Consider the following 23,632-nt stretch of genomic DNA (forward strand, 5'->3'; position numbering starts at 1 on the left):
TTACGAGTCAACGCCCCATGCTCGCTTGCACATCCGCCTCGTCGACGTCGGCGTAGTCCAGGCGCAGGGTCGTGAGGCCGTAGAGCTCGGCGGTGGAGCGGATGTTGTTGTCGTAGCTGGCCAAATAGACTCGCTGAGCGAACGGCACGAGATCGAGGGCGCGTGCGACGATCTCGTTGTCGGGCGACGGCAGCCGGCGGTGATCGAGTTCATCAACCTGCAGATCGAGCCCCAACCGCGAACGGACGGGTGTGTCCAATTCAGCGCCGTGCTTACCTTGGGGGACAGTGCGGTTCAGATAGCGCAGCGCCAGACTCGCCTGCTTGCGCTGCTCGACCTTCACCCTGTTGATCAACGGCTGGTTGCTCGTGAGCTTGTGAGCATCGAGTTCGTCGCGGACGACCGACGGAATGATCAGACGGAGACCACCCTCTGGGAGCTCAAGCCTCTGCCACCAGTTCAGTTCGCTGAGGTGGTGATGGTGAAGTTCGAGCACGTTCGTGTCCAGCACTAGGGCGTGCCAGCGGGCCGGGGCTGCGCCTTCGGCATCCTTGTAGGCCCATTCCGCAATCACCTCGTCTAGCGCGTCGGCGGCTGCCGTGAGTTCGGCCTGGCGGTCGCCGAGCTCCTGCGAGATCGCCCGGACGTGGTACGGATTGCCCTGAACGGTTGCGTTTTCGTAGGTCGCCCAGTAGCGCCGGGTGAAAAGCAGCCGATCCATTTCGACAGGAGGCAGCACCGAGGCGAGCGGACTCGCTTGGGTATGCGCCCAATCGAGGTAGTCCTGATCCGAGTGCGAGGCGGCCGAGAGTCGGCCGGCGACGTTGCCGGCTTCGCGCGCGGCTTCACGAAGGAGGCGCGCTGCGTGCTCGGCGGACACCCCTTCCCGCAGTGTCGGAGCCTTCGCCCGGGTCATGATGCGGCCAGCCCAAGCGGTTGAGACCGCTGTTCCTGCGATATAGACCTGGCGACCTGGTGCTCAGTCACCTTGACGACGCCGATGGTCTTCACGCGATCGCGGGTCGCGAACCTACCGCTCATGTCCGCCAGCGTACAGCCAGCCCAGGTTCACCGGAGCGGTCCGGCTGAGGCGGCCGGTTGGGGCCATGGCCGTCGCCCTTTTCCTGTGGGCTAGACCTCTCACATCCGGCGGGCTTACAATATTGTATAGACCAAGAGTTGAGGTGATCCACTGTGGCAACTTCCTGGCGGTCCCGGCTGTACGCGGCGGCCGCCCACCGCCGAGTCGGCGAAGAGGATTGGTACCGCACCGTCGCTGACGCTGTGGAGGAGGCGCCCTCTCAGGCGGCTGTCGCGAACGTGCTTCACACCTCGCAAGCGAATGTTTCTCGGTGGGCTGCGCGCGGGCGAAAGCTGCAGGCCCAGTGGGAAGCCGGAGCCTCAGGCAATCAAATTCAGGCGCTCGCCGAACAGTTGGGTCTTCCTCCTTCAATCGGGAGGGTGATGGCGTCCCCCTACGAGGCCGCGCTTCGCTATTCGCGCGGGCAGCTGACGAGGGATCAAGTGGTCTATCTGCTTTCGTCGTGGCCCTATCGAAGTTGGAATAGCCGTACTCGGGGCGAGCAGGATGATGTGCTAGCAACGGTGAACGGGTCGTTCGACGATCTCATCGCGGCGCACTCGGCCGGACTGCTCGACGACGATCTTTACGACGAGATCGCTGATGCCCTTGAGCGGAAGGCAGCTGCTCCACCCCCAACCAGCGACCCTCAAACAGAGCTCACAGAGCACGCGACTGTGTACACCACTCTCATATCACTCGAACAACCGGCCCACGCCCGGCGGTGAACGTTGCCGAACGGGAGGCCAAGGTCGCCTCCCATCGCACAATCCTCACGGAGCTCACGAAGCCTGGCGGGGTGATCGGAGCCGACACGGCGGCCGCCAGTATCAACAACTCCAGCTGGTACCGCGCAACGATTGGGCTCCCGCGTGCGTCAAGACAGCGCACTCTCGACAGCATCCTCGCCCGATTCCGTGCCGAGAAACCGAATGTGCGAAAGGTTAGGGAGGCGATCATACTGGCCGGTCCTCCCGGCAGCGGCAAGTCCACCGTCCTCCGTATGATCCTGAAGGAGCAAGCATCGACTGAGGATGAATGGCGGATCCTCGACGCCGATCGATTCAAGGACTACCTGCTGGCCGAAGCAATCGCGGACGGATCCATCGACGGGCATCTCGCTCCGCAAGAGGCCGTCGATGCCGCGAGAAGCGGCGAGAAGGTGTGGCCGCGCGAGAAGGCGGCACTCGTCCACGAGGAATCCTCCCAACTCGTCAAACGCGCACGCGCCGTCGCAATCGCGGAAGGCGAATCCATCATCATCGACGGGACCCTGGGGAACCCAATTTCGGCCGCAAAACTGGCTGAGGAGCTGGAGGCTGCTGGCTACACTATGACAATCATCGTGGTCGACGCCCCACGCCCAGTTGCTGAAGCGCGCGCTGACAAGCGTTGGTCCCGCGGATTCATCGCAGCGATCGATGGAACCGCCGCTGCCTCCGAAAGTGCCGAACTTGGGGGCCGATGGGTGCCGCAGGGAGTCGTCCAAGAAATGTACCCGAGCGGGGGCGACTCCTCGATCTGCAACGTGTCAGCGACGTCGATGATCGCGACGTCGAAGAACGTCACCAAGGTTGCCCGCTACCACGTCGCTCGAATGGACGCGGCACCGGAAGCAACAGACATCGCCGTGCGGACGGCCAGCGGCTGGAACACCACGCACTACGCCTCGGGCGATAATCCTGTGAAACCAACATGGGCAACCGACTCACCTGCTGCTGCCGATGCGGATCCGGAGGAAGAGGCGAGCTGATCCCGACTGACTTGGATTGGCCACTCGCCTGGTTTGATGAGGGATCCATCTCCCGAGACCACGTCCGGCTTCCTTTAAGCTGCGGGTCCGAACCCATTCCCGGGTTGCATACCGAGTCGGTCCGACATCACTCCAAGTATCCGACCCTGCGGACGGCATTGGCCCACAACCAGACATATTCCTCATGCCGTTCACCAGCGGGTACGAATCGAACCAGGACGGCGCCGCCCCGTGTCGAGGCGATGACATCGGCATCGACTTCGATGACGTCCGAGTATGCCACTCGGACCGGGACGATCGCGCGCACGCGCACAGGGCGTTGCTCATCCTGCCGCCGGCCCGTCCGCCTGACGAGCGAGTCGGGCAGACTCACGGGTTTGGGCCGTCGATCCCGTGCTTCGGATTCGGCCTTGAGGTCGGGATTCCCAAGCTCATAGCGCTTTTGGCTCACGCGTAGACGCCGGCCAATTCCCGCCGGCCGTCGGCGATCTGACGGACGTCAAACACCCTCTTTTCTCCGTCGGCGGCACTACGGCCCTGGAACCGCCACCCGATGACACGCTCTGTGGGGTGTTTCAGTGCGTCATGGTCGAACCGCCGATACAGCGGCGTTGGAAGATCGGTCACTAGATAACGTGTCCCGCGCCAAATCATTCGAACTGGTCGGCCACCATCGACCCAGACCGACACGAATTCGTTTGCATGAATCGTGCTCATTTTCGTTCCCGTCCTTCGAAGTTAGGTTCGGAACATATGTTCGAATCGAGAGTAAATCGAATCCTCTAGACACGCCAACAGATTTGGCCGGCGCGGGCCGATGGTCGAAGTGTGAGCTCCGCCCTGAACGGTCGGTTACAAACTTGAGCCGCGCCAAGCATCACAAAGATGGGCGACCATTTGCCCAAGCATGGAGGGAAGATTCGCAAACGAAGCTTTCGTTCGCACACGTTGCTTTCGATTCGCAGGTTTCACGTTGAATCGACACCTAGGGTGCCATGAGAAGCCACACGCGGAGCGAGTGACGGGAATCGAACCCGCGCTATCAGCTTGGGAAGCTGAAGTTCTACCATTGAACTACACTCGCGTGGCCGGGAATCCCAGTAAATCACTGGGATGTAAGGCTTCGGCCCAGACTACCCGCTCAATGGTTTTTGGCCAAACTCACCGTTTACTCACCGCTTTGGGATTTCTGGCCGTAGCTTCACAGCATGCACGGGCCGAGACCGCTCAACAATATTGGGAGGATCTAACGATGCCAGTGTCGTGTCAGACTTCCCGAGGTCGGCTTCAATTGTCACGAAAGCTAGTGCGTCAGTTCGGTTGACCGTGGCGTCGGGCAGACTGGTGGGGTGGAACGTGAGCCTCCGGCGCCGAGGCCGTTTGGTGTCTCTGCCGATGAAGCGGTCGAGTTGTGCCGCGAATGGATGATCTACCTCGGCGCGGTGGACACCGTCGTCGCGCAAGATCCTGCACGTCAACTCTGCGATCTCTACAGTTCTCGTTATCTCGCCTGGGTCGACAATCGACGGGGAAATCTGGATGTCGATGCCGTTGAGAACGCTGCGCGGCTTGCCGCCTCCGATGGCCGGCAGGCGTTGATCTTCGTACGCGGGGGCGTTCGGCCGGTGGGGCAGCAGCGAGCAGATGAGCTTGGCGTGGCGGTCCTCTGGTACCACGCGGTCGACGCGACGTTGGCGGGCGCGAGCCGGCCCGGGCTCAACATCTTGGCCTCGGGCTTGGTGTCAGGGTAGCGGTGCGGTCAGGTCAGAGACGCAGGTACAGCGAGGAGGCTTCGGTCGTGGCCGAATCTCGGGTCGGGTCGCTACGGGATGCGCGGGCCAGTTCACGGCGGGCGGCGATCCGGGACTTCTCGAGCGTCTCTTCTCGCGGCTGGCGCTGCATGGTGTCCGCCAATTCGGAGATTGCGGCGCGTATCGTTCCTGCGATGACGATCGCTTCGTTTCTCCCGCGTCCGCGGGTGAGACCGACGTAGAGGCCAGCCGCGTCGACGCCGGGGCCGACGATGGATCGCTCGGTGGTTTCTCCTTGGACGCCGTATACGGTGCTGGCGTAGCCGAGATGCAGGTGCGAGGCGGCGTACTCGTGCGTGATCTTCTTTAGGTGGGACGAGTCGGTGAGGCTGGCCAGGAGCACGTGGTCTTTGGTGATGCTCTTGATGGTCCAGGTTTGACGGTTTTCCACTCCAGAGGTGCTGTCGTTGCGTCGAGTCTGGACGACATCGCCCACGAAACATGGCTGTTCGGACTGGCAAAGCACCTGGTGCATGGCGGTCAGTGCACCGGACGCGATTCGCTGACTCTGGATGCTTTCGTTGACTTGCTGCGCTTCGGCATGGGTAGCGGTGACAAGGGCGATCGTCTGCCCGTGCCGGGCCGCATCGAACCAGCCATCGACCATTCTTTGCCGCGCTTCAACCTCGGTGGTGACGGATGCCACGTGTCCGGTTTCGATCAACTCCGCAGCGATCCGCCGGCCTTCTTCAGCGCCGTCGGCGTCTCGAAGCCGCAAGGTGAGATCGGCCCAATCTGTGTCGCGGAATCGGTGGATGTTCGTGAGTTCGATCCGCCCGAATGATGCAGATCGGAACAAGGCCATGGCGCCGGAGTGTCCGACGGGGAGAGCCTGATAGTCGTCGCCGACGACCGCGATGGTTGCCCGGGTGCGTTCGACGACATCCATGAACGCCGTCGCTGCTTCGAGGTCGAGCATGCCGGCCTCATCGACGACGATCCTGTCGCCAGGCCGAATCGAGATTCGAGGACCGCGATAGCTGGCACCGGTAGTCGGATCGATTGTCCCGGGAAGCACCCGCGTCCATTCGGTGCTACCAGAGGTGGTAGTTGTCCAACGCCACCCGTAGTCATGGAGGAGCTGGTGGAGAGAGGTGGCGGCGCTGTTGGTTTCGCGGCCAGCAACGGTGGAGGCCTTTTTGGTGGGAGCGACGATGATCATGTTTCGGCCTCGTCGGCGAAGTGCTGCGCCGGCGACCTTGAGCATCGTTGTTTTGCCCGTTCCCGCGGCGCCGGTGATAGAGACGATTGAGGCTGTTCCGGCGAGTGCGGCTGCACCGTCGGTCTGGTCACCATCGAGGACGCGCTCAGGGTCGAGTGCATGAGCGATCGCGTTAATCTCCGTGGTCGAGATCGCATCCCCCGGCGCCGCCATCGCGTCGATCCGATTCGCAAGGGTCGCCTTCACAACAACGGTCGAGGTGGCCATTCGATGCTTGATGTGCTTCGGCGTATCAGATTCGTTCAGAAGCGTCACCGTGTAGGTGCGAGCAGCCGTCTCTGCGACAACATCTACAGTTGCGGCGAGCTCACTTCGCTCCGCCAGAACGCCTGTGGCTGCGATCGCGCGAATGGCGCCGCCACGGATGTCCATGTCGCTGAAACGGCCGCCCGTTCCCGTCGAGCGGGCATCAGCATCAACGATCGCTCTGGCCGCAAGAAGCTCCACATCTAGGTCCTCGATAGAGACGGCGGAAAGGGGGGCAGGGGCGCGTACTTGACCCATCGTCGGATCAGCCGTCCACAGTTCCTGACGTATGACCTCGGCCCAGTCGTCTTCGTCCAGGTTGCCGGGCTTGTTGGGTCGGCCGGCGGCCCACGCCCACCGGTCGATCTGGCTCAGCACATCATGGGAAGGTTCCTGTCCTGGGTGCTGCTGCTTCCACCAGGCGGTGCGGACGACCTTGTTGGCTTCGATCTGCGCGGATCGTTTCGACAGCGGCCGCACCAGATGCCGCAATTCTGTGATCTCGCCGTCCGCATTGAGGGTGAACCCCTTGGCTGCGAGTGCCCCGATCCATGCCGGGTCGGTGCGGGTGGCGAGGTCGCCTTCGGCGTTGATGACGTTCTGGAACCGCAACGCGACACGGGTGTCGATGTTGGACCACTTGCCGTCCACGCCTTGGACTTTGACGTTCAGCCACAGGTGGCGGTGCTTGTGCGGGTCCAGGGAGCGAGAGCGCTCATGCCGGAGCTCGACGACCTCGATCCGGGCCAGGTCTTCGCGGATCGCGCCGCCTTTGCCGCGGCGGGCGTTGAGCTCGGACTGCCAGAGCTTCACAATCCGGTCACGGAGCCGGTCTTGGAGGTCCTCATACGCTGCCGCCAGGTCGGGGTCGAGCATGGCGGCGATCGAGAACGACTTCGGCGCGTTAATCGTCGCATCCAGAATCAAATCCGCGGCAGGCGACTCGAAGTCCCGGCCACGCCGCTTCCCGGTGAGTGGGTCCAGCCCGTCGACCCAGGCTTTGAGCTGGTCGCGGGTGAGGAGGTCGTCGCGGATGGCACCGTTCTCCACGATGTACCGGGTCATCACGGCGTCGGCGTAGCCGGCGGCGGCGATCACCCCGTCTGCCGTTTTGGCGGTGAGGGTGGCGTCACAGACACCGCTGAACACGTAGTTGACCGCTTGGCTGACCCCGTGGGACTGCTGTCCTCGCTTCCATCGGGCTACTCCGCCTCGCACCTGCACTCACCTCCCTCTGACCTGTTCTCGGGCTTCTCGAAACTGGACAGTCTTGTCCATTCGAGAAAACGTCCTTCTACTTAGAACTTCCGGTTCGAAGCCGGTTTTGGCGCGCAAACAGCCCAAATGTCCGAAACCCGCTAGATATTCATCAGAATCGGGCCGCTTCTCCGTTTTGAACCGTGCCGGGGACCGCGGGGCCATTGTCCGTCTAACCACCGACGCAAACTCGAACCGGTAGCGGCTCAGCGTCTTCGGTTGCAAGGCGGCAGAGGTTAGCCCGGGGCACAGCCGCCGTCGACGAGCGGATGCGGCGGGCCGCCAGGAAGTATCAATGGCGAGGCGCGCCACGGCGCTATCCCCGAAGCCAAAGCTCTCATACCTACACGTTGTGTCTCCAAGACCGAATTGACGCGCAAATCCGAAATTCGTCGGGACCTACCGTGCCGGTTCAGGGGCTGACCTGACGATTGCGGCGATGTTGACGAAGGGCACACATGCGGCCTCGGCGGTGAGCGCGGCGAGCCAGCCGATCGGGGTGCGCGGGTTGGCGGCGATCGCCCAACCATCCATCATGAACGTGCTGACGGTTTCTAGGCACTCATGCTTCTCCGCCGCGGTCGGGTTTAGGGAGCCTTCTACGCCGATGAGTCCGCCTTGTAGTTCCGGCGCCATGTTGCTGGTGTCGATGATGAATACCCGCATCCCGCTCACTCCCTTGGGGTCGATCGTTGTCTTGCCGTTCCGGCACGAAGATCGAGAGCGGGTGGAGGCAGCGCAGTGCCCGGAGGGAGTGGTTGCTAAGCGCAGGGAGCGCAGCGAGTGGAGTCTGCAAATAGCGCGTGGAGGGAACGGAGCTGGTGGAGCTGGCTATGATCGGCTGCCGGAACGGGAAGAAGAAGAACTTAGGAACAGCCGTGCAAGCTACGCCACAGATACAGGCCGCGAGTGCATCGATTGGATCCGGGTAGGGACTTTGCCGCAGGCCGCGTCGCTAGTTGCTGAGGTCTAGCCAGACTGCCTCGTCGGTGAGGAGCACGTCGCTGATGCGACCCTCGGAGTGGGCGAGTATTGCAGCGGTTGATGGGATCTGCCAGGGGTGGGAACCGAGGTTGAGAACGACGCGTGTCGAAGCGTTGTCGTGGGTGACGTCGAACGTGATCAGGTCGTCGCCGAGTGGCACGGGGTGAAGTGTTCCGGCGCCGAGCTGTCGTGTACGGCGATGGCGGAGGAGCGTGCGGTAGAGCTCGAGCGTCGACTCGGGATCTCCGGTCTGGGTCGATGCTGCGAGGTGTGCGTATGTTGTCGGCTGCGGTAGCCAGGGCGCGTGGGTGGGGTGGTCGCTGCTGAATCCGTAGGCGGGTGGCTCTGGGTTCCAGGGCATCGGGACGCGGGCGCCGTCTCGTCCGATGACGGCACCGTTGGTGCGTGCAAATGTGGGGTCTTGTCGTGCGTCGGCGGGGAGGTCGAGGACTTCGGGTAGGCCGAGTTCTTCGCCGTAGTAGAGGTAGGCGCTGCCGGGCAGTGCGAGCATCAGGGTGGTGGCGGCGCGGGCTCTTCGGAGGCCGAGGACGGGATCGGGTGTTTCGTAGTCGGCTTCCAGCCAGGGGGAGGTGTGGCCGCCGGGGAATCCGAGTCGGGTGGCGTGGCGGACGACATCATGGTTGGAGAGGACCCAGGTGGAGGGTGCGCCGACGCTGCCGTTGGAGCTGAGCGACACAGCGATCGCATGGCGTAGGTCGGGTGCGTCCCAGGAGGTGAGCAAGAACGCGAAGTTGAACGCTTGATGGAACTCATCCGGTCGCACATACAGGGCCAGTCGTTCGGGCGGGTTCACCCATGCCTCGGCGACCAGGATCCGCTCGCCCGGGTAGGTGTCGATCAGCGTGCGCCACTCGCGCCAGATCTCGTGGACACCGTCCTGGTCGTAGAACGGTGCGCTGTTGGTGGGGATGCGGAGGGAGACGATGTCGGCGAAGTCGCCCTCGAAGTCGGGCAGATCGGGTGCCTTGACCAGGGCGTTGGCGACGTCGACGCGGAAGCCGTCGACGCCGTGGTCGAGCCAGAATCGGATGACATCGAGGAACATGGCCCGCACGTCGGGATTGTTCCAGTTCAGGTCGGGCTGCTTGGGGTCGAACAGGTGCAGGTACCACTGCCCGTCGGGGAGTTGTGTCCAGGCGGGGCCGCCGAAGTCGGCCGGCCAGTTGTTCGGGATCGTCTCGCCGTCGCGAAAGATGTAGCGGTCGCGTTCGGGTGAGCCGGGTGCGGCGGTGAGTGCGGCCTGGAACCAGGGGTGCTCGTCGCTGGTGTGGTTGGGGACGACGTCGACAATTACCCGGATGCCGAGCTCGTGGGCAGCGTTGATGAGCGTGTCGGCGTCGTCGAGTGTGCCGAACAGGGGGTCGACGTCGAAGTAGTCTGCGACGTCGTATCCGCCGTCCGCTTGCGGGGACGGGTAGAACGGGGAGATCCAGATGGCGTCGACGCCGAGGTCGCGCAGGTAGGGCAGGTGCTGGGTGATGCCGGGGAGGTCGCCCGTGCCGTCACCATTGCCGTCCGCGAACGACCGCGGATACACCTGATAGATCACGGCGCTCCGCCACCACGGCTCTGATGGGGTGGGCGCTGGATTCTGATCGGTCATGAAGGGCCCCAATCGAGGTGGGTGCTGGCTAGATGCGCTGGAGGGTGACGCGTCTGACCGCATCCATCGCGAGGCTGAGATCGGCTTCCGCGTCGAACGCGCGGTGCAAGGTGAGGCCCTCGATGAGTGCGTCGAGAATCCTCGCGGTGGCTGGATCGAAGTGCAGTCCGAGCGCCTCCCGGCTGCGGCCCATCCAGTGCTGCGTGATCGTCCGGAAGCGGGGTTCACGTGCGGCGAGCGTATACAGCTCATGCGTGATCACCAGATCGCGCGGGTCGCTGCTGACGTCCTCGTTGATCAGGTCAGCGATCACCTCCTGAGCTTGTGCGAGTGTCTCCGCGTCGCGCATGCGTTTCGTGAAGGTGTCGCTTGAGCGGTCGGCGAAGCGGGTGAACGCCTCGAACAGCAGGTCTTCCATCCCGGAGAAGTGATAGGTCATCGACCCGAGCGGCACCCTCGCGACGGCCGCAACCTTCCGGTGGGAGGTGCCGGTAACGCCCTCAGCGGCGATCACGTCCAGGCACGCGTCAATGATCCGATCGCGCCGATCCGGGTCGAACCGCCGAACGCTCGCTGTTGCCGCGGCTGCGCTCATTCCCCGGCCCGAACCGATCGGACGACACGGGCAGGACTACCCACGGCGACGACGCCGGCGGGGATGTCGCGGGTCACGACCGAACCGGCGCCGATGACGGTGTCATCGCCGATCGTGACTCCGGGGCAGACGATGACGCCACCGCCGAGCCAGACGTTGTCGCCGATCACGATCGGGAGGGCAGCCTCCAGGTGCGCTCGTCGCAGTTCGGGATCGATCGGGTGGGTGGGCGTGAGCAACTGCACGCCGGGGCCGATCATGCAGTCGCGGCCGATCGTGATGGTCGCGACATCGAGCGCGGTGAGGTTGTAGTTGATGAACGTACCGGCACCGATGTGAATGTTCTCGCCATAGTCGACGTAGAGCGGGGGCTTCACGAACGCGCCCTCACCAAGGGAGCCGACGAGCTCCGCAAGCAGAGGACGAGCGGCCGCCTCGTCCGCGATAGCGGCCCGATGATATGCGTCCGCCAGTTGGACCGCGCGCTGGCCGATCTTCGCGCTCTCCGGGTCCTCACCACCGAGATAGAGGTCGCCAGCAAGCATCCGCTCACGGTTCGTCCGAGGGTCACCCTCGAAGAAGTTGGTCACCATGCGTACGATCGTACACCCTTATGTACGACCGTACACTTCAAGCCGTTCCACTTATGTCTTGTCTCAGGACATCGGAAGCGGAAGTGTCTCAGGACATCGGTAGCGGTTGGTGTCTCAGGACATCGGTGACGGTTCGTCTGGTCGTGGGTTGGGGCGGCGGCCGCGGGGTCGGCCGTTGGAGACGTATTTGACGCCGGGTGAGGGCCAGGGTTGTTCGATGATGAGGGTGCCGTCGAGGTCGAAGAACATGATGGTGGGGCCGGTGTCGAGGATCGCGATTCGTTTCTTGCTGTAGTCGCGGCTGATGCCGAAGCGGATGCCGTGGAACTCGACGCTGCCGCCGCGGTCGACGAGTTTGACGCGGATGCCGTCGTCACGGCGGCCGAGTCGGGAGTCGTGCGCGGGCGGCCTGGGTGATTCGGCTTTCTGGGTGGTTTGCCAGGCCTGGTGCGGGGTGATCCGTCCGGGGAGGGCTTGGTGGGGTCGTTGGGTGTTGTAGATGATGTCGAACGCATCGACCTGCTCCTGCAGCTGGGCGAGGGTGGCGGCGATGGGCTGCTTGTCGAGGTAGCGGAACAGGGTTTGGTGGAAGCGTTCGTTCTTGCCTTGGGTGGTCGGCTTGAACGGTTTGCCGGTGATCGCCTCGACGCCGTAGGAGGCGAGGTAGGTGGTCAGTTGGCCGGCGAAACCACGGCGGGAGGGGTTGAGGGCCATCCCGTTGTCCGAGAGCAGGCGTTGGGGAACACCGTGGAGCCGGATCGCTTTGGCGACCACGGTGATCGCGTCTTGGGAGCTCTCGGTCCAGGCGACGTGGGAGGCGACGGCGAGGCGGGAGTGGTCGTCGATGAGCTGGAAGATGACGCACTTGCGTCCCTCGGTGAGGACGTATTCGGTGGCGTCGATCTGCCAGCACGCGTTCGGTGCCGGATAGACGAACCGGCGGTAGGAGGCCCGTGGGCGTTTCCGTGGTTCGAGGCGGGCAACGCCCGCGTCGCGGAAGATCCGAGCCAGAGAGGACACCGCCGGGACCGGGGTGATCCGCAGCAGCTGCATCCGGTCGTGGACGCTGATCGGGCCGTGGTCCAGGCCCGACTGTTCTAGCGCCGCCCGAACTTGGATGGCCTGCTGTTTGATCTCCTCGGTGATCTTCGCGGGGCTGGCCCGAGGGCGCCGGGACCGGGGTTCGAGCGCGGCGGCGGGGCCGTCTTCGATGGCGCGTTTCCGGATCGCGTAGAAGGTCTTTCGGGAGATGCCGTGCTCGGCGCAGAAGGTGGTCACCGACCCCCGCGGTGCATCCGGTGGCCACTGGGTGATCGCGAGACGGACACGGGGATCAACGGGTTCGACACGGCTCATGCCTCAAAGATCGAGGAGAAGTGTCACCACCAAACAGGGCCCTAGTGTCACCGATGTCCTGAGGCAGATTCGTCACCGATGTCCTGAGACATAACAAAGCCGTTCCACTTAAGTGCCTGCGTGCATTGCTCTTGGCTACTCATGCTTCTTCCCTTCATCCGTTCCCCCTTGCCGTTCCTTCTCGCTTGTTTATTCTTTGATCTCTTGTTCTCTGGTTGTCGTCTTCCTTGGCCTCGTCTTTGGTGCCCTTCTCCGAGTTAGCTAGACCTCCGTTAGCAAGCGTCGCGAAGCGTCGATGAGTTGAGCTACTGAGGTTCCGGGTCGCATACAGCAGAAATTCAGACATTTACAAGGGGCTCCCTTGTCGGCTCAACCAGGTCCACCCTTCGGGATAACAATCGAGGCGCACGATCGTGCCCTCGTCACCGGAGGGGAACAACGAATGCGCACGTCACCTAATCGCCTGGTAGCGACGATCTTCGGCGCGGTCTATCTACTTGTCGGCCTGCTCGGTTTCGCCTTCACGGGCGGCGTCGGCTTTGTGGCCACCCAGGGCGGGCTGCTTCTCGGCATCTTCGAGGTCAACCCGCTGCACAACGTCGTCCACCTGCTCGTGGGTGCCGTGCTGCTTGTCGCAGGCCTGACCCGCGTGGCCGCTGCGAAGGCGGCCAACACCACCATTGGAGCTGTGTACCTACTGCTGGGTATCGTCGGCTTCTTCCTGGTCGGGACCGGGGCGAACATCCTCGCGCTGAACACCCCGGACCACTTCCTCCACTTGGTGAGCGCCATCGTGCTCCTCGGTGTCGGTCTCGGTGCCGAGCGGACCGTGCGTTCCCGCTCGGCCACTGTCTGACCGATACGGGCCACGGCTCTCCCATGAGCAGGATGTACGGAAGCGCAGCGATCGTGGAGGAGTCGCGGACCGCTCGGATTCGGGCCGAGCGTGCTCCCGGGGTGGCTCCCACGACACGGGCGTTCCTCGCCGTGGCCGCGCTGGGGGCCGGGCTGCTTCATGCAGCTTTGGCTCCCAGCGCACCTTTCGTCGTGTCGGGGCTGCTTCTGTGCACAGCGCTCGTCGAGCTTGGCTGGGCGGCAGCGACGCTGGCTCTCGACCGGCCGCCGCTGTTCCGTCTCGTCCCTGCACTTGCGCTTGTGCCGATCGTGCTGTGGGCGACGCTGGTGGTGGTCGCAGCGACGGCATCGTCCGGAACTGTCGTGGCGTTGCCGCTGCAACCGATGGGCGTCGCATCGTCACTCGATCTTGCGATCGCGGGAACTGTTGCGGTTGTGATTCGGCGCAGGCGCGCAGCCGTTCAAGCCACGGGCGCCCTGCGATTCGTGGTCGCTCTCGCCCTCAGCGCTGTTGTCGTGTGTGCGATTACCATCCCGGCCCTTGGGCTCACGGATGCCGGCGTCGTGGCGGTGACTGTCCATCATCACTGACGGGTGACGATCCGGAGCGGCGATGTGAGTTCCGCCGGTTCCATCCGGATAACGCTTCGGCGCCCCGACCAATGGCCAGGGCGCCGAAGCATTCTTTGTCGTGCTGCAGCTCAGTCAGCGACCCAGCGTCCCGCTGGTGCCGTTGAGGCCCTTGAGAGCGTCGCTCACAGCGCTGTTGACCGAGTCGGTCACAGACGCGCCGAGGTTGCTCAGCGACGTGCCGGTCGTGTTGCCGGAGCCGACCGGAGCCGAGACGCCCGTGCCGTTGCCGGCAGAGGTGTCGTTGCCCGAGCCGACCGGGGTGGTGTTGCCGCTGCCGACCGGGGTCGAGTCATTGCTGCCGACGGAGTTTCCGTTGGCCTGGTTGCCGCTGGCGACCGGGTCGCCGCTCGCGACCGGTCCGACGGTGTTGCCACTCGCGTTGCCGCTCGCGACGGGGCCCTGAACGACGGGGCCGACCGTGACCGGAGCGGAAACGCTGTGCAGGATGTCCGACACGCTCAGGTAGTCGAGCGTGTGCGGCGCCACGGCCGTGGTCGTGGCGGGTGCGGTGTCGGTGTTGGTCGTCTCCGCGTTCGCCGGAAGGGCGAGACCTCCCACGATCAGACCGGAGGCGACGACAGCCGCTCCGCCCAGGATCCCGACGCGCTTGGTGACGTTGTTCATTCCGAACTCCCTTGCGTTGTGCGGCCGGAATGGTTCCGGCCGTCAGGGGTTGTCCGGAGCCCGTCAAGATCCAGATGGGAGATTGTCCCCCAATGGAGGGGTTTCCCAGGTTCGGCCGTGCGTCGCCGACCAGGTGGGCGTAGCGCGGCCAGGCGCGCAAAGCGCGTGAGCACCTCGGGCTCGCTCGTGCCGGGAAGGCGCCAACACCCGGTGAGGCCTGGCGTCAGGACCTGGTGCCGCGGAGTCGTCTGAGTACGATCGCAGGGAAGAACACCAGAAGGAGCACGAGCGCGACAAGGATTCCGACTCCCGTGACTATGGCAGCTGTGAGGCCGAGCGTCACGTCGAAGACGAAGAATACGACGCCGGAGGTCAACAGAGCCACGAGGGCGAGCGTGATCTTTAACATCCGGTCCGCGATGGCGACCGTCTGAGACTTCTCGTGGTGCCGGAACAGTTGGCGGTGCAGCGCTACCGGTGCAAGTCCGAGCGCGGTGCTGCTGGCGGCAAGGAGGACGAGAACCAGGTAGACGTCGACTTGGAATGCGTCAAGCGTGCTGAACCTCTGCTGGAAAGCGATCGCGAGCAGGAAGCCGCTGATGAGTTGAGTGCCCGTTTGGGTGACCCGAAGCTCCTGCAGGATCTCGTTCCAGTTGCGGTCCGCGCGCTGTGTTGCGGACTCCGTGCGTCCGTCCTCGGGATCGATGTCCTCCGGCTCCGGCGTCTGAGTCATCGCTCCATCGTTCCCCTGGGAGGAAACGGGTGCAATGCTCGGGCCACCCTTTGCGCACGGAACTGATTGTGGATGCGTAGCATTGTGGGTCAATCAGTTGACGTCCACCGCGAAGGTTTGCACGCGATGGGCGTCGATGTCGGGTTCGCGCAAAGTCAACCCGTGGCCGGGCGCGGAGAGGTCCGGCTTGAGTTCGCCATGGTCCAGCACGGGTAGCCCGTCGAAGAACCGAGCCTCGATCCTCGCGTGGTCGTGGAAGTACTCGACGTTGATTGCCGGTCGGTGGGCTGCGGCGACTGAGGCGTGCAGAGCGGGAGCCGTGTGCGCGGAGAGCGGGACGCCGAACGCGGTGGCGAGCGAGGCGGCGATCCCGAAGCCCGTGATCCCGCAGCGCGTGGCATCGGCCTGGAGAACGTCGACGCAGCCGTCGATGAGAAGGTCGCGGAAGTCGGCAGGTGTGTACCCGTACTCACCGGCCGCGACGCGGATCGACGCGGGCATCCGGTCGCGCAACAGTCGGAGTCCCTGACGGTCCTGGCTGGATACCGGCTCTTCGAACCAGGTGACGCCGTGCTCGGTGAATGACTCGGCGAGTTGGAGGGCCTGCTTGCGTTCGTACGCCCCGTTGGCGTCGACGAAGAGCTCGACGCCGGTGCCGATGGCCTCGCGGGCCAGCGCCACCCGACGCGGATCGTCGGCCGGGTTGGAGCCGACTTTCATCTTCACCGAGCGGAAGCCCTGAGCGGCCCACGAACCAAGCTGGTCGGTCAGCTCGCCGTCGGTGTAGTCCGTGAAACCTCCGCTTCCATAGGCCTCGACGCTCGCGTGCGCGCCACCCAGAAGCTGCGTCAACGAGATCCCGCAGAGGCGCGCTTTCAGATCGTGGAGCGCGATGTCGACGGCCGCGATCGCACCCGCGCTCACGCCGGCCCAGCCGATGTTGCGGGTGGCCCGCGCCATCTCCCAGAACAGGTGCTCGGTGTCGAACGGGTCGGCGTTCGCGATGACGGCCCAGAGCACGTCCTGGACGACTTGGAGGCTCGCGGGGGCCGTGTACGCGTAGCCGAGCCCGGTGGCGCCACCCGCCTCCAGTGTCACGACCAGGACGCCGGTGCTGTCCCAGCGGATGGTCCCGTCGCTCTCCGGCCGCTTCCGGTCCTCGGTCGCGGTGGGCACCGTGTAGGCGTCGGCCCGGAGCGAGCGCACCCGCACCTGCCCGTCAGTGGTCATCGCTGTCGCCGCGCTTGTCGCGGTGCAACGCGCCCTTCACCCGTTCGACGCCCTCGGTGATGAGCGAGGTCGCCGAGTCCTTGATCGCCCCCAGCCCGTCCGGGTCGCCCTTGAGCAGCGCGAGGCCGGTGTTCTTCGCGAACTCGAGCGTGATGTGCGGCGGCAGCGGCGGCACGTTCTTGCTGGTGTGCGCGTCGATGAGTGTCACCCCGGGATGTGCGAGCGCGGCATCCCAGGCCGCCTCGATCTGGTGGTCCGAGGTGACTGTGATGCCCTGGAAGCCGAGGAGCTGCGCCCAGCCTGCGTAGTCGACCGACTCGACGTCCTGGGAGGTCGACCAGACCGGATTGGCGTCCTCCGTGCGCATCTCCCAGGAGACCTGGGTGAGGTCGTCGTTGTGCAGCACCAGCACGACGAAGGTCGGGTTGGACCAGCGCGAGAGGTACTTCTTGATCGTGATCAGCTCGTTCATCCCGAGCATCTGGAACGCGCCGTCGCCGATCGTGCACACGACCGTGCGGTCCGGGTAGGCGAACTTCGCCGCCTCCGCGTACGGCATCGCGGCGAGCATGGTCGCCAGCCGTCCGGAGAGGTCGCCGCGCATCCCGTCGCGCAGCCGGATGTGCTGCCCGTACCAGTCGGCGGTCGTGCCGGCGTCGGCGGTGACGATCGCACCGGCCGGGAGGCGCTTGTTCAGCTCGTGGTACACCCGGCGTGGGTTCACGCCGTCGTCGTAGTGCTGCTCGGCCTGGGCGGCGAGCTCGTCGTCCCACTCCCGCATTCCGGAGGCGGCCTTCTCCTGCCAGGACAGGTCGTCCGTCTGGGTCAGCAGTGGGATGAGCGCCGCGAGCGTGGTCTTCACGTCGCCCCAGATGCTCACGTCGGTGGGGTAGCGCAGGCCGAGCTGCTCGGGACGGAGGTCGATCTGCACCGCCTTGGCCTGTCCCGTCTTGGGCAGGAACTGCCCGTACGGGTAGTTGGTGCCGAGCAGGACGAGCGTGTCGCAGTCCTGCATCTGGTCGTAGCTCGGCCGCGAGCCGAGGAGGCCGAGCTGCTGGGTGTGGAACGGCACGTCGCCCGGCACGACCTGCTTGCCGCGCAGCGTCGTCATCAGTCCGGCGCCGGTCAGGCGGGCGGCGGCGAGGACCTCCTCGGTCGCGCCGACCGCGCCGTGCCCGACCAGGAAGGTGACCCGCTCGCCGGCGTTGATGATGTCGGCGGCCGCCCGGAGCTGCTCCGCGGGAGGCGCGATGGCGGTCGAGGGCGGCACAGCGCTGGACCGGGACACCCACATCTCCGCGCCGGGGGCCGCCATCTCCATCCCCTGCACGTCGTGCGGCAGGATGACCACGCACGGCTGCTTGCGGGTGATCGCCGTGCGGAACGCCGTGTCGATCACGGCCTGCGCCTGCTCCGGCGACACGATCGTCTGCACGTACTCGGCGACGTCGGAGAACGTCTGCTCCAGCTTGCTCTCCTGCTGGTTGAAGGTGCCGAAGGAGTTCAGCCCCTGCTGGCCGACGATCGCGACGACAGGCTGGTTGTCCATCTTCGCGTCGTACAGGCCGTTCATCAGGTGGAAGCCGCCCGGGCTGGAGGTGGCGATGCAGACGCCGACCTCGCCGGTGAACTTGGCGTGCGCCGTCGCCATCAGAGCGCAGATCTCCTCGTGGGTGGGACGGATGTACTCCAGCCCCTCGCCGGCGCGCTCGGCCTTGCCGAGCATCCCGTCGAACTCGCCGATGCCGTCTCCGGGGAACGCGAACACACGCCGCACGCCCCATTCCCGCAGTCGTCCGATCACGAACTCGCTGACTGTCGTCGCCATTCTTGGTCCCTCTTTCACTTCTCCGGATGCCGGATGAGACGGTCCGCCGCGCGCGCGGCGACCGCCATGATGGTGAGCGCGGGATTCGCGCTGCCCTGAGTCGGCAGCACGCTCCCGTCGGTGATGAGCAGGTTGGGCACGGCGAACGACCGGCAGTCCGCGTCGACAACCCCTTGCGTCTCATCGGCGCCCATGCGCGCGCCGCCGACCAGGTGGGCGTACCGCTGCACGGTCATGGTCTCCTGAGCTCCCGCGGCCTCCAGGATGCGCTCCATCGTCGCCTGCGCGGCCTTCGCCAGGGCGCGGTCGTTGTCGCACTGCGAGTAGGCGAAGTGCGCGACCGGGAGGCCGTAGCGGTCCTTCTCGTCGGCCAGAGTGACGCGGTTCTCGGCCCGCGGCAGGAACTCGCAGAGCGCGCCGAGGCACGCCCAGTGCACATAGTCGGTCATGTACCGGCGCAGGTCGGCTCCCCAGTGCCCTTGCGCCATGACGTGCTCCGCCCAGGTGATCGGCAGCGGTGAGACGGTCTGGATGGAGTACCCGCGCTTGTAGGGCTTGGCCGGGTCGGTCTCGTAGAACTCCTCGGTGCTCACCTCGGGAGGCGGCGCCTTCCACATCCGGATCTCCTGCTCGAACCGGCCCGCGGTCTGCGGCGCGCCCTGAACCATGAGGTAGCGACCGACCAGGTCGAAGTCGTTGCAGAGCCCGTCCGGGAAGCGCGCCGACGCCGAGTTGAGCAGCAGCCGCGGTGTCTCGATCGAGTAGCCCGCGATCGCGACCATCCTGGCCTTCTGGAAGCGCGGGACGCCGTCCTTCACGTAGTGCACCCCCGTCGCCCGGCCGGTGAACTGGTCGACCTCGATGGAGGTCACCATGCTGTCGGCACGCACCTCGGCGCCATGCGCGAGCGCGTCAGGGATGTGGGTGATGAGCGGCGAGGCCTTGGCGTTCACCTTGCAGCCCTGCAGGCAGAACCCGCGGTAGATGCAGTGCGGCCGGTGCCCGAACCGGCCGTTCGAGATGGCCACCGGCCCGACTTTCGCCTCGACGCCAGCGGCGTACGCGCCGCGAAGGAAGGTCTCCCCATTGCCCGACACCGGGTGCGGCCGGTGCGGGTAGCGGTGCGGGTCGCCCCACGGCCAGTCCTCGCCGGCGACCGGGAGCTCGTTCTCGATGTCGTCGTAGAACGGGGCGAGGTCGGGGTACTCCAGCGGCCAGTCCGCGCCGACGCCGTCGCCGCTGAAGGTGTGGAAGTCGCTCGGGTGGAAGCGCGGCACGTAGCCGGCGTAGTGCACCATCGACCCGCCGACGCCGCGGCCGGAGTTGTTCGAGCCGAGCGGCACCGGGTCGTCGCCGCCGATCTGCCGGGGCTCCGTCCAGTAGAGGTGGTGCGAGCCGGCCTCGTCGCTCACCCAGTCGCGCGCCGGGTCCCAGAACGGTCCGGCGTCAAACGCGACCGCATCCCAGCCGGCACGTGCCAGGCGCTGGAGCATCACGGAGCCGCCGGCGCCGCAGCCGACGATGGCGATGTCGACTTCGTCGCTGTCGGCGTAGCGTCGCATCTGGTGCCGCAGCCGGGGTTCCTCGCGGGAGCCGTCGGGCGTGAGCAGCCACGCGGAGTCGTTGCGTTCGCGGACCGCGCTCATGAGCCGGCCGTCCCGGTGTGCGGCATGTCGTCGGGCTGCGTGTCGGCGACCTCGAACGGCTCTCGGCTGTCGAGCCCGAGGTTCTTGTAGCCCCGCGGATACGCCGGCCCGGCGAAACCGATCTCGTCCCAGGCGGCCGGATGACTGTAGAAGGCGGTGCAGGCGTAGCGCGTCCAGAGGCTCCAGATGCGCGCCCGGTGGAAGCCGCGCCATTCGCCCTCGCCGTCTTTGATGCCAGAGAGGAGGTCGAGCTGCTGCTGTTCGCCGCACTGCGCGAAGGCGCGGCCGTGAACGGCGTGGGCCTCCTCGTCGAGGGCGGCGAGGCTCGTGTGCCACACCTCCCAGTCGTCGGCCATCGAGTCGTAGTGCCAGCCGTCGGTCTCCTTCGCGGCCAGCCGGGCGTCCACCATCGCGGTCACCGGCACGCGGCGGTCTTCAGGATGCTGGTCCAGCAGACGGTCGAACAGGGCGGTCGCGGCGGCCTCCTCCGCAGCATCGAAGAAGCGGATGTCCGCCGGACGGCCGACGCGCGCGAAAACAACCGAGCGGGTCTCCTCGTCCCAGTGCTTCGCCTGGTCGAGCACGCGGAGACCGGGGAAGCGCTCGGGGACGGCGTCGCTCACATCGCGCGCGGTCACTTCTCGCGCCTCAGGACGGCGGCCAAGAGGCCCATCCCGCCGACAAGGGTGACCAGCAGTGGAGCGAGCAGGGGCGGCCCCATCTCCAGGTTGTAGCGGAGGTTGCGCCAGCCGCCGGGCTTCTGCCCGATGCCGCGGGCATGCAGCCAGACGCCTTGCAGGCCGTTCGCCACGATCGTGGCCGAGGCGACTGGGAGTGCCGTCTTCGCCGCCGTCCGGCTGAAGAATCCCGCCACCCCGGCGACCGCGCCGACCGGACCCAGGATCACGGGGACCCACATCCACCGGTTGCCGAAGCTCGCCTTGTCGTGCTCGAAGTAGATCTCCGCGGCGGTCACCACGGCGCCCGCGGCCGTCAGGGCGGAGAGCGAGCGCTCGAACCGGCCCGTCTCCACGTTCCTCACCAGGCGGTCGATCCCGACGGCCGCGCGTTGCGTGCGCCGTCGCGCGGCTCGTCTCATCCCTTTGTGCATTCGTCGCACGCCGGCCTCACTCGCCGTCGATCTGCTCGAGGAGCTTCTTGGAGGCGCGCGCGATGTCGTCGTGGTCGTTCTGCGCCGCGCGGCTCTCCAGCGAGATGACGCCGCAGCGGTGGACTTTGGCGAAGTCGCCGTAGGGGAAGCTGTAGCGGCCCTTCGTCTCCTCGCTCTTCTCGGCATCCTCGCCGAGGTGCCAGAGCGCGTACTGCTCCCAGCCGTGCTTGTCGATGTAGGTGTTCTCGTCGTCCGCGCTCGGTGCGTCCTCACTCCACGCGTCCCGTTCGTCGCGGACCACGGTGCCCTTTCCGACGAGCGAGCGGGCGTGATCGAGGGCCCTCCGGTTGAGCTTGACGGTCATGGTGGTGCCTTCCTGTCGTCCCGACGCCTCACTCCGGATGGAATGCCCGCTTGTGCGTGAACGCAAGGGGTTGACCGGATTCGGAGGCAGCGCGGAGCATCGGCGTTGGATCGCACCGGGAGAGAAGGAGCGCACATGAGCCGCATCGAAACGCTGGAGGGCGCGGTCGTCGTCGTGACGGGCGCCAGCGGCGGAGTCGGCCGCGCGGCCGCGGTGGAGTTCGCGCGGCACGGCGCGAGCGTCGCGCTCCTGGCTCGCGGCGAGGCAGGACTGGAGGGTGCGGCGGGTGAGGTGCGCGACGCGGGCGGCCGTGCGCTCATCGTGCCGGTGGATGTCGCCGACGCGGACGCCGTGGAGGCAGCGGCGGCGCGCGTCGAGTCGGAGTGGGGACGCATCGACGTGTGGGTGAACTGCGCGTTCTCCTCGGTGTTCTCCGAGCTCGGGAAGATCGCGCCGGAGGAGTTCCGCCGCACCACCGAGGTGAGCTACCTCGGCTTCGTCTACGGCACGATGGCGGCGCTGCGCCGCATGCGCCCCACCGGCCGCGGCACCGTCGTGCAGATCGGCTCGGCGCTCGCCTACCGCGGCATCCCGCTGCAGTCGGCGTATTGCGGCGCGAAGCACGCGATCGTCGGGTTCACCGAGTCGGTGCGCACCGAGCTGCTGCACGACCACAGCGATGTCGCGATCACGATGGTGCACCTCCCCGCGATGAACACGCCGCAGTTCCGGTGGCTGCTCTCACGCCTGCCGAAGCAGGCGCAGCCGGTGCCGCCGATCTACCAGCCGGAGGTCGCCGCCCGCACGATCGTCCGGGCGGCACTGCGGCCGCGACGGGCGTACTGGGTCGGGGCCTCGACGGTGCAGACGATCCTCGGCAACCGGCTGATCCCCGGCCTGCTCGACCGGTACCTCGGTCGGACCGGTTACCAGTCGCAGCAGACCGAGGAACCCCGGCCCGCCGACCAGCCCGCCAACCTGTGGGAGCCGGCGGACCGGGAGGTCGACCACGGCACGCACGGCGCGTTCGACGGCCGCGCGAAGAAGACGAGCGCCCAGGCGTGGGCCGCACGCAACCGGCGCATGCTCGGCGCGGCGGGCGCGGCGTTGGGCGTTGCCGCCCTCCTGACGGTCGGAGGTCGCGCCACGCGACGCTGAGCCTCCGTGAGTACAGTGCGTTCCGTGTTCGAGGGCTTCTCCGTGAGCGATGTCGAGGTGGACGAGGCGACGATCCACGTCCGGCACGGCGGAGACGGACCGCCCGTGGTGCTGCTGCACGGGCATCCGCGCACCGGAGCCACCTGGCACCGTGTTGCGCCGCTCCTCGTCTCTGCCGGATTCCACGTGATCGTCCCGGACCTCCGAGGTTACGGCCGGTCGACCGCTCCTGCACAGCGGCCGGACCACTCGCAGGCTTCGAAACGGGCGATGGCCGCTGACATCGTCGCGGTCATGCGGTTCCTCGGGCACGAGCGGTTCTTCCTCGCCGGTCACGATCGGGGCAGCTACGTCGCCTTCCGACTGGCGATGGACCACCCGGAGGTGGTGCGCGCCGTCGCGCTGCTCGACTGCATCCCGATCGTCGAGCACCTCGATCGCCTCACTCCCGAGTTCGCCACTGCCTGGTATCACTGGTTCTTCTTCGCCCAGCCCGAGACGCCGGAGCGGGTGATCACCGCCGATCCCGAGGCCTGGTACGGCGGCGACCCGGCCGCGATGGGCGCGGAGAACTTCGCCGAACGACAGGCGGCGATCCGCGACCCACGAGTGGTCACGGCGATGCTGGAGGACTACCGCGCGGGGCTTACGGTCGACCGCGCGGATGAGGAGGACGATCGTCGGGCCGGGCGCCGGCTCGCCGTCCCGGCGCTGGCCCTGTGGTCGAGCAGGGACGACCTCGAAGAGCTGTTCGGCGATCCGCTGGCGATCTGGCGCGAGTGGGCGCTCGACGTCTCCGGAGGCCGCATCGACTCCGGACACCACATGGCGGAGGAGGCTTCGCAGGCGCTCGCGGACGCGCTCGTGACCTTCTTCCGTGCCCGGTGACGGCGGCTCGCGAGCGCGCGACAACGCCTCTGCCGGATGG

General features: G+C 66.1%; 22 protein-coding genes, 1 tRNA gene and 1 pseudogene. 7 read left to right on the forward strand and 17 right to left on the reverse strand.

The annotated features are described in order from the left end of the window. Positions 1-7: 7 nt before the first annotated feature. Positions 8-916, reverse strand: a complete 909-nt coding sequence (locus tag ABCS02_RS28135; RefSeq protein WP_345839013.1) for a PIN domain-containing protein — start codon at positions 914-916, stop codon at positions 8-10. A 278-nt stretch (positions 917-1,194) separates the two neighbouring features. Here ABCS02_RS28135 and ABCS02_RS28140 point away from each other — a divergent pair, with 278 nt between their 5' ends. Both ABCS02_RS28140 and ABCS02_RS28145 read left to right on the forward strand, forming a co-directional pair. Next, a complete protein-coding gene (locus ABCS02_RS28140; protein ID WP_345839014.1) occupies positions 1,195-1,809 on the forward strand; it encodes a hypothetical protein in 615 nt (204 codons plus the stop codon). 71 nt (positions 1,810-1,880) lie between these two features. Beyond that, positions 1,881-2,834 (forward strand): zeta toxin family protein, encoded by a 954-nt coding sequence (locus ABCS02_RS28145; RefSeq protein WP_345839015.1) that lies wholly within the window; start codon positions 1,881-1,883, stop codon positions 2,832-2,834. Positions 2,835-3,281: 447 nt separating this feature from the next. Here the strand turns inward: ABCS02_RS28145 and ABCS02_RS28150 are convergent, their stop codons facing one another. Together ABCS02_RS28150 and ABCS02_RS28155 are read right to left on the reverse strand one after the other, a co-directional pair. Beyond that, positions 3,282-3,551: a hypothetical protein gene (locus ABCS02_RS28150; protein ID WP_345839016.1), complete on the reverse strand. Its 270-nt coding sequence runs from the start codon at positions 3,549-3,551 to the stop codon at positions 3,282-3,284. A gap of 296 nt (positions 3,552-3,847) precedes the next feature. Then, positions 3,848-3,918: transfer RNA gene (locus ABCS02_RS28155), tRNA-Gly, on the reverse strand. 265 nt (positions 3,919-4,183) lie between these two features. Between ABCS02_RS28155 and ABCS02_RS28160 the strand changes: the two genes are divergently transcribed. Next, positions 4,184-4,585 (forward strand): hypothetical protein, encoded by a 402-nt coding sequence (locus tag ABCS02_RS28160; RefSeq protein ID WP_345839017.1) that lies wholly within the window; start codon positions 4,184-4,186, stop codon positions 4,583-4,585. A 13-nt stretch (positions 4,586-4,598) separates the two neighbouring features. Here ABCS02_RS28160 and ABCS02_RS28165 read toward each other — a convergent pair whose 3' ends face one another. The 6 genes and pseudogenes from ABCS02_RS28165 to ABCS02_RS28190 all read right to left on the reverse strand — a co-directional run bounded on the left by ABCS02_RS28165 (position 4,599) and on the right by ABCS02_RS28190 (position 12,444). Next, a complete protein-coding gene (locus tag ABCS02_RS28165) occupies positions 4,599-7,262 on the reverse strand; it encodes an AAA family ATPase (protein WP_345839018.1) in 2,664 nt (887 codons plus the stop codon). 507 nt (positions 7,263-7,769) lie between these two features. Next, positions 7,770-8,036, reverse strand: a complete 267-nt coding sequence (locus ABCS02_RS28170; protein WP_345839019.1) for a hypothetical protein — start codon at positions 8,034-8,036, stop codon at positions 7,770-7,772. A gap of 289 nt (positions 8,037-8,325) precedes the next feature. Then, positions 8,326-9,978, reverse strand: coding sequence for a glycoside hydrolase family 13 protein (locus tag ABCS02_RS28175; protein ID WP_345839020.1), 1,653 nt, complete (start codon positions 9,976-9,978; stop codon positions 8,326-8,328). A 28-nt stretch (positions 9,979-10,006) separates the two neighbouring features. Next, on the reverse strand, positions 10,007-10,573 hold the full coding sequence (locus tag ABCS02_RS28180; RefSeq protein WP_345839021.1) for a TetR family transcriptional regulator: 567 nt from the start codon (positions 10,571-10,573) through the stop codon (positions 10,007-10,009). Further along, a complete protein-coding gene (locus tag ABCS02_RS28185) occupies positions 10,570-11,166 on the reverse strand; it encodes a sugar O-acetyltransferase (protein WP_345839022.1) in 597 nt (198 codons plus the stop codon). The genes ABCS02_RS28180 and ABCS02_RS28185 overlap by 4 nt, the downstream gene beginning before the upstream one ends. A gap of 88 nt (positions 11,167-11,254) precedes the next feature. Further along, a pseudogene (locus ABCS02_RS28190) lies at positions 11,255-12,444 on the reverse strand (IS481 family transposase). Between the two features lie 520 nt (positions 12,445-12,964). Here ABCS02_RS28190 and ABCS02_RS28195 point away from each other — a divergent pair. Together ABCS02_RS28195 and ABCS02_RS28200 are read left to right on the forward strand one after the other, a co-directional pair. Further along, positions 12,965-13,378, forward strand: a complete 414-nt coding sequence (locus ABCS02_RS28195) for a DUF4383 domain-containing protein (protein ID WP_345839023.1) — start codon at positions 12,965-12,967, stop codon at positions 13,376-13,378. A 23-nt stretch (positions 13,379-13,401) separates the two neighbouring features. Next, on the forward strand, positions 13,402-13,968 hold the full coding sequence (locus ABCS02_RS28200; RefSeq protein WP_345839024.1) for a hypothetical protein: 567 nt from the start codon (positions 13,402-13,404) through the stop codon (positions 13,966-13,968). Positions 13,969-14,082: 114 nt separating this feature from the next. Here the strand turns inward: ABCS02_RS28200 and ABCS02_RS28205 are convergent, their stop codons facing one another. From ABCS02_RS28205 to ABCS02_RS28240, 8 genes are all read right to left on the reverse strand, one after another. Further along, positions 14,083-14,634 (reverse strand): hypothetical protein, encoded by a 552-nt coding sequence (locus ABCS02_RS28205; protein WP_345839025.1) that lies wholly within the window; start codon positions 14,632-14,634, stop codon positions 14,083-14,085. 223 nt (positions 14,635-14,857) lie between these two features. Further along, entirely contained in the window at positions 14,858-15,367 is a 510-nt protein-coding gene (locus ABCS02_RS28210; RefSeq protein ID WP_345839026.1) for a DUF6328 family protein, read from the reverse strand. A gap of 93 nt (positions 15,368-15,460) precedes the next feature. Then, entirely contained in the window at positions 15,461-16,597 is a 1,137-nt protein-coding gene (locus ABCS02_RS28215) for an enolase C-terminal domain-like protein (RefSeq protein WP_345839027.1), read from the reverse strand. Then, complete coding sequence (locus tag ABCS02_RS28220; protein WP_345839028.1) at positions 16,587-18,425, reverse strand: thiamine pyrophosphate-requiring protein; 1,839 nt, start codon at positions 18,423-18,425, stop codon at positions 16,587-16,589. The genes ABCS02_RS28215 and ABCS02_RS28220 overlap by 11 nt, the downstream gene beginning before the upstream one ends. 14 nt (positions 18,426-18,439) lie before the next feature. Beyond that, positions 18,440-20,071: a GMC family oxidoreductase gene (locus ABCS02_RS28225; RefSeq protein ID WP_345839029.1), complete on the reverse strand. Its 1,632-nt coding sequence runs from the start codon at positions 20,069-20,071 to the stop codon at positions 18,440-18,442. Continuing rightward, positions 20,068-20,709, reverse strand: coding sequence for a gluconate 2-dehydrogenase subunit 3 family protein (locus ABCS02_RS28230; protein WP_345839030.1), 642 nt, complete (start codon positions 20,707-20,709; stop codon positions 20,068-20,070). Before ABCS02_RS28230 ends, ABCS02_RS28225 begins: the two co-directional genes overlap by 4 nt. Further along, positions 20,706-21,170 carry a hypothetical protein gene (locus ABCS02_RS28235; RefSeq protein WP_345839031.1) on the reverse strand — a complete coding sequence of 155 codons (465 nt, stop codon included), beginning with the start codon at positions 21,168-21,170 and terminating at the stop codon, positions 20,706-20,708. The genes ABCS02_RS28230 and ABCS02_RS28235 overlap by 4 nt, the downstream gene beginning before the upstream one ends. A 28-nt stretch (positions 21,171-21,198) precedes the next feature. Further along, positions 21,199-21,546 (reverse strand): hypothetical protein, encoded by a 348-nt coding sequence (locus tag ABCS02_RS28240; RefSeq protein WP_345839032.1) that lies wholly within the window; start codon positions 21,544-21,546, stop codon positions 21,199-21,201. A 135-nt stretch (positions 21,547-21,681) separates the two neighbouring features. On the opposite strand from ABCS02_RS28240, the gene ABCS02_RS28245 reads away from it, so the two are divergent. Next, positions 21,682-22,704, forward strand: a complete 1,023-nt coding sequence (locus tag ABCS02_RS28245) for an SDR family oxidoreductase (protein WP_345839033.1) — start codon at positions 21,682-21,684, stop codon at positions 22,702-22,704. A gap of 24 nt (positions 22,705-22,728) precedes the next feature. Then, the gene (locus ABCS02_RS28250; RefSeq protein ID WP_345839034.1) at positions 22,729-23,592 is read left to right on the forward strand and encodes an alpha/beta hydrolase; all 864 of its coding nucleotides are present in this window, start codon (positions 22,729-22,731) and stop codon (positions 23,590-23,592) included. Positions 23,593-23,632 lie beyond the last annotated feature (40 nt).

It is taken from the genome of Microbacterium sp. X-17 (assembly GCF_039615055.1).

Coding starts and splice junctions, on each gene's coding strand:
- ABCS02_RS28185 (WP_345839022.1), bottom strand. CDS start 11,166: ATGGTGACCAACTTCTTCGAGGGTGACCCTCGGACGAACCGTGAGCGG.
- ABCS02_RS28240 (WP_345839032.1), bottom strand. CDS start 21,546: ATGACCGTCAAGCTCAACCGGAGGGCCCTCGATCACGCCCGCTCGCTC.
- ABCS02_RS28245 (WP_345839033.1), top strand. CDS start 21,682: ATGAGCCGCATCGAAACGCTGGAGGGCGCGGTCGTCGTCGTGACGGGC.
- ABCS02_RS28195 (WP_345839023.1), top strand. CDS start 12,965: ATGCGCACGTCACCTAATCGCCTGGTAGCGACGATCTTCGGCGCGGTC.
- ABCS02_RS28135 (WP_345839013.1), bottom strand. CDS start 916: ATGACCCGGGCGAAGGCTCCGACACTGCGGGAAGGGGTGTCCGCCGAG.
- ABCS02_RS28235 (WP_345839031.1), bottom strand. CDS start 21,170: ATGAGACGAGCCGCGCGACGGCGCACGCAACGCGCGGCCGTCGGGATC.
- ABCS02_RS28225 (WP_345839029.1), bottom strand. CDS start 20,071: ATGAGCGCGGTCCGCGAACGCAACGACTCCGCGTGGCTGCTCACGCCC.
- ABCS02_RS28150 (WP_345839016.1), bottom strand. CDS start 3,551: ATGAGCACGATTCATGCAAACGAATTCGTGTCGGTCTGGGTCGATGGT.
- ABCS02_RS28220 (WP_345839028.1), bottom strand. CDS start 18,425: ATGGCGACGACAGTCAGCGAGTTCGTGATCGGACGACTGCGGGAATGG.
- ABCS02_RS28205 (WP_345839025.1), bottom strand. CDS start 14,634: ATGAACAACGTCACCAAGCGCGTCGGGATCCTGGGCGGAGCGGCTGTC.
- ABCS02_RS28210 (WP_345839026.1), bottom strand. CDS start 15,367: ATGACTCAGACGCCGGAGCCGGAGGACATCGATCCCGAGGACGGACGC.
- ABCS02_RS28200 (WP_345839024.1), top strand. CDS start 13,402: ATGAGCAGGATGTACGGAAGCGCAGCGATCGTGGAGGAGTCGCGGACC.
- ABCS02_RS28170 (WP_345839019.1), bottom strand. CDS start 8,036: ATGCGGGTATTCATCATCGACACCAGCAACATGGCGCCGGAACTACAA.
- ABCS02_RS28215 (WP_345839027.1), bottom strand. CDS start 16,597: ATGACCACTGACGGGCAGGTGCGGGTGCGCTCGCTCCGGGCCGACGCC.
- ABCS02_RS28175 (WP_345839020.1), bottom strand. CDS start 9,978: ATGACCGATCAGAATCCAGCGCCCACCCCATCAGAGCCGTGGTGGCGG.
- ABCS02_RS28180 (WP_345839021.1), bottom strand. CDS start 10,573: ATGAGCGCAGCCGCGGCAACAGCGAGCGTTCGGCGGTTCGACCCGGAT.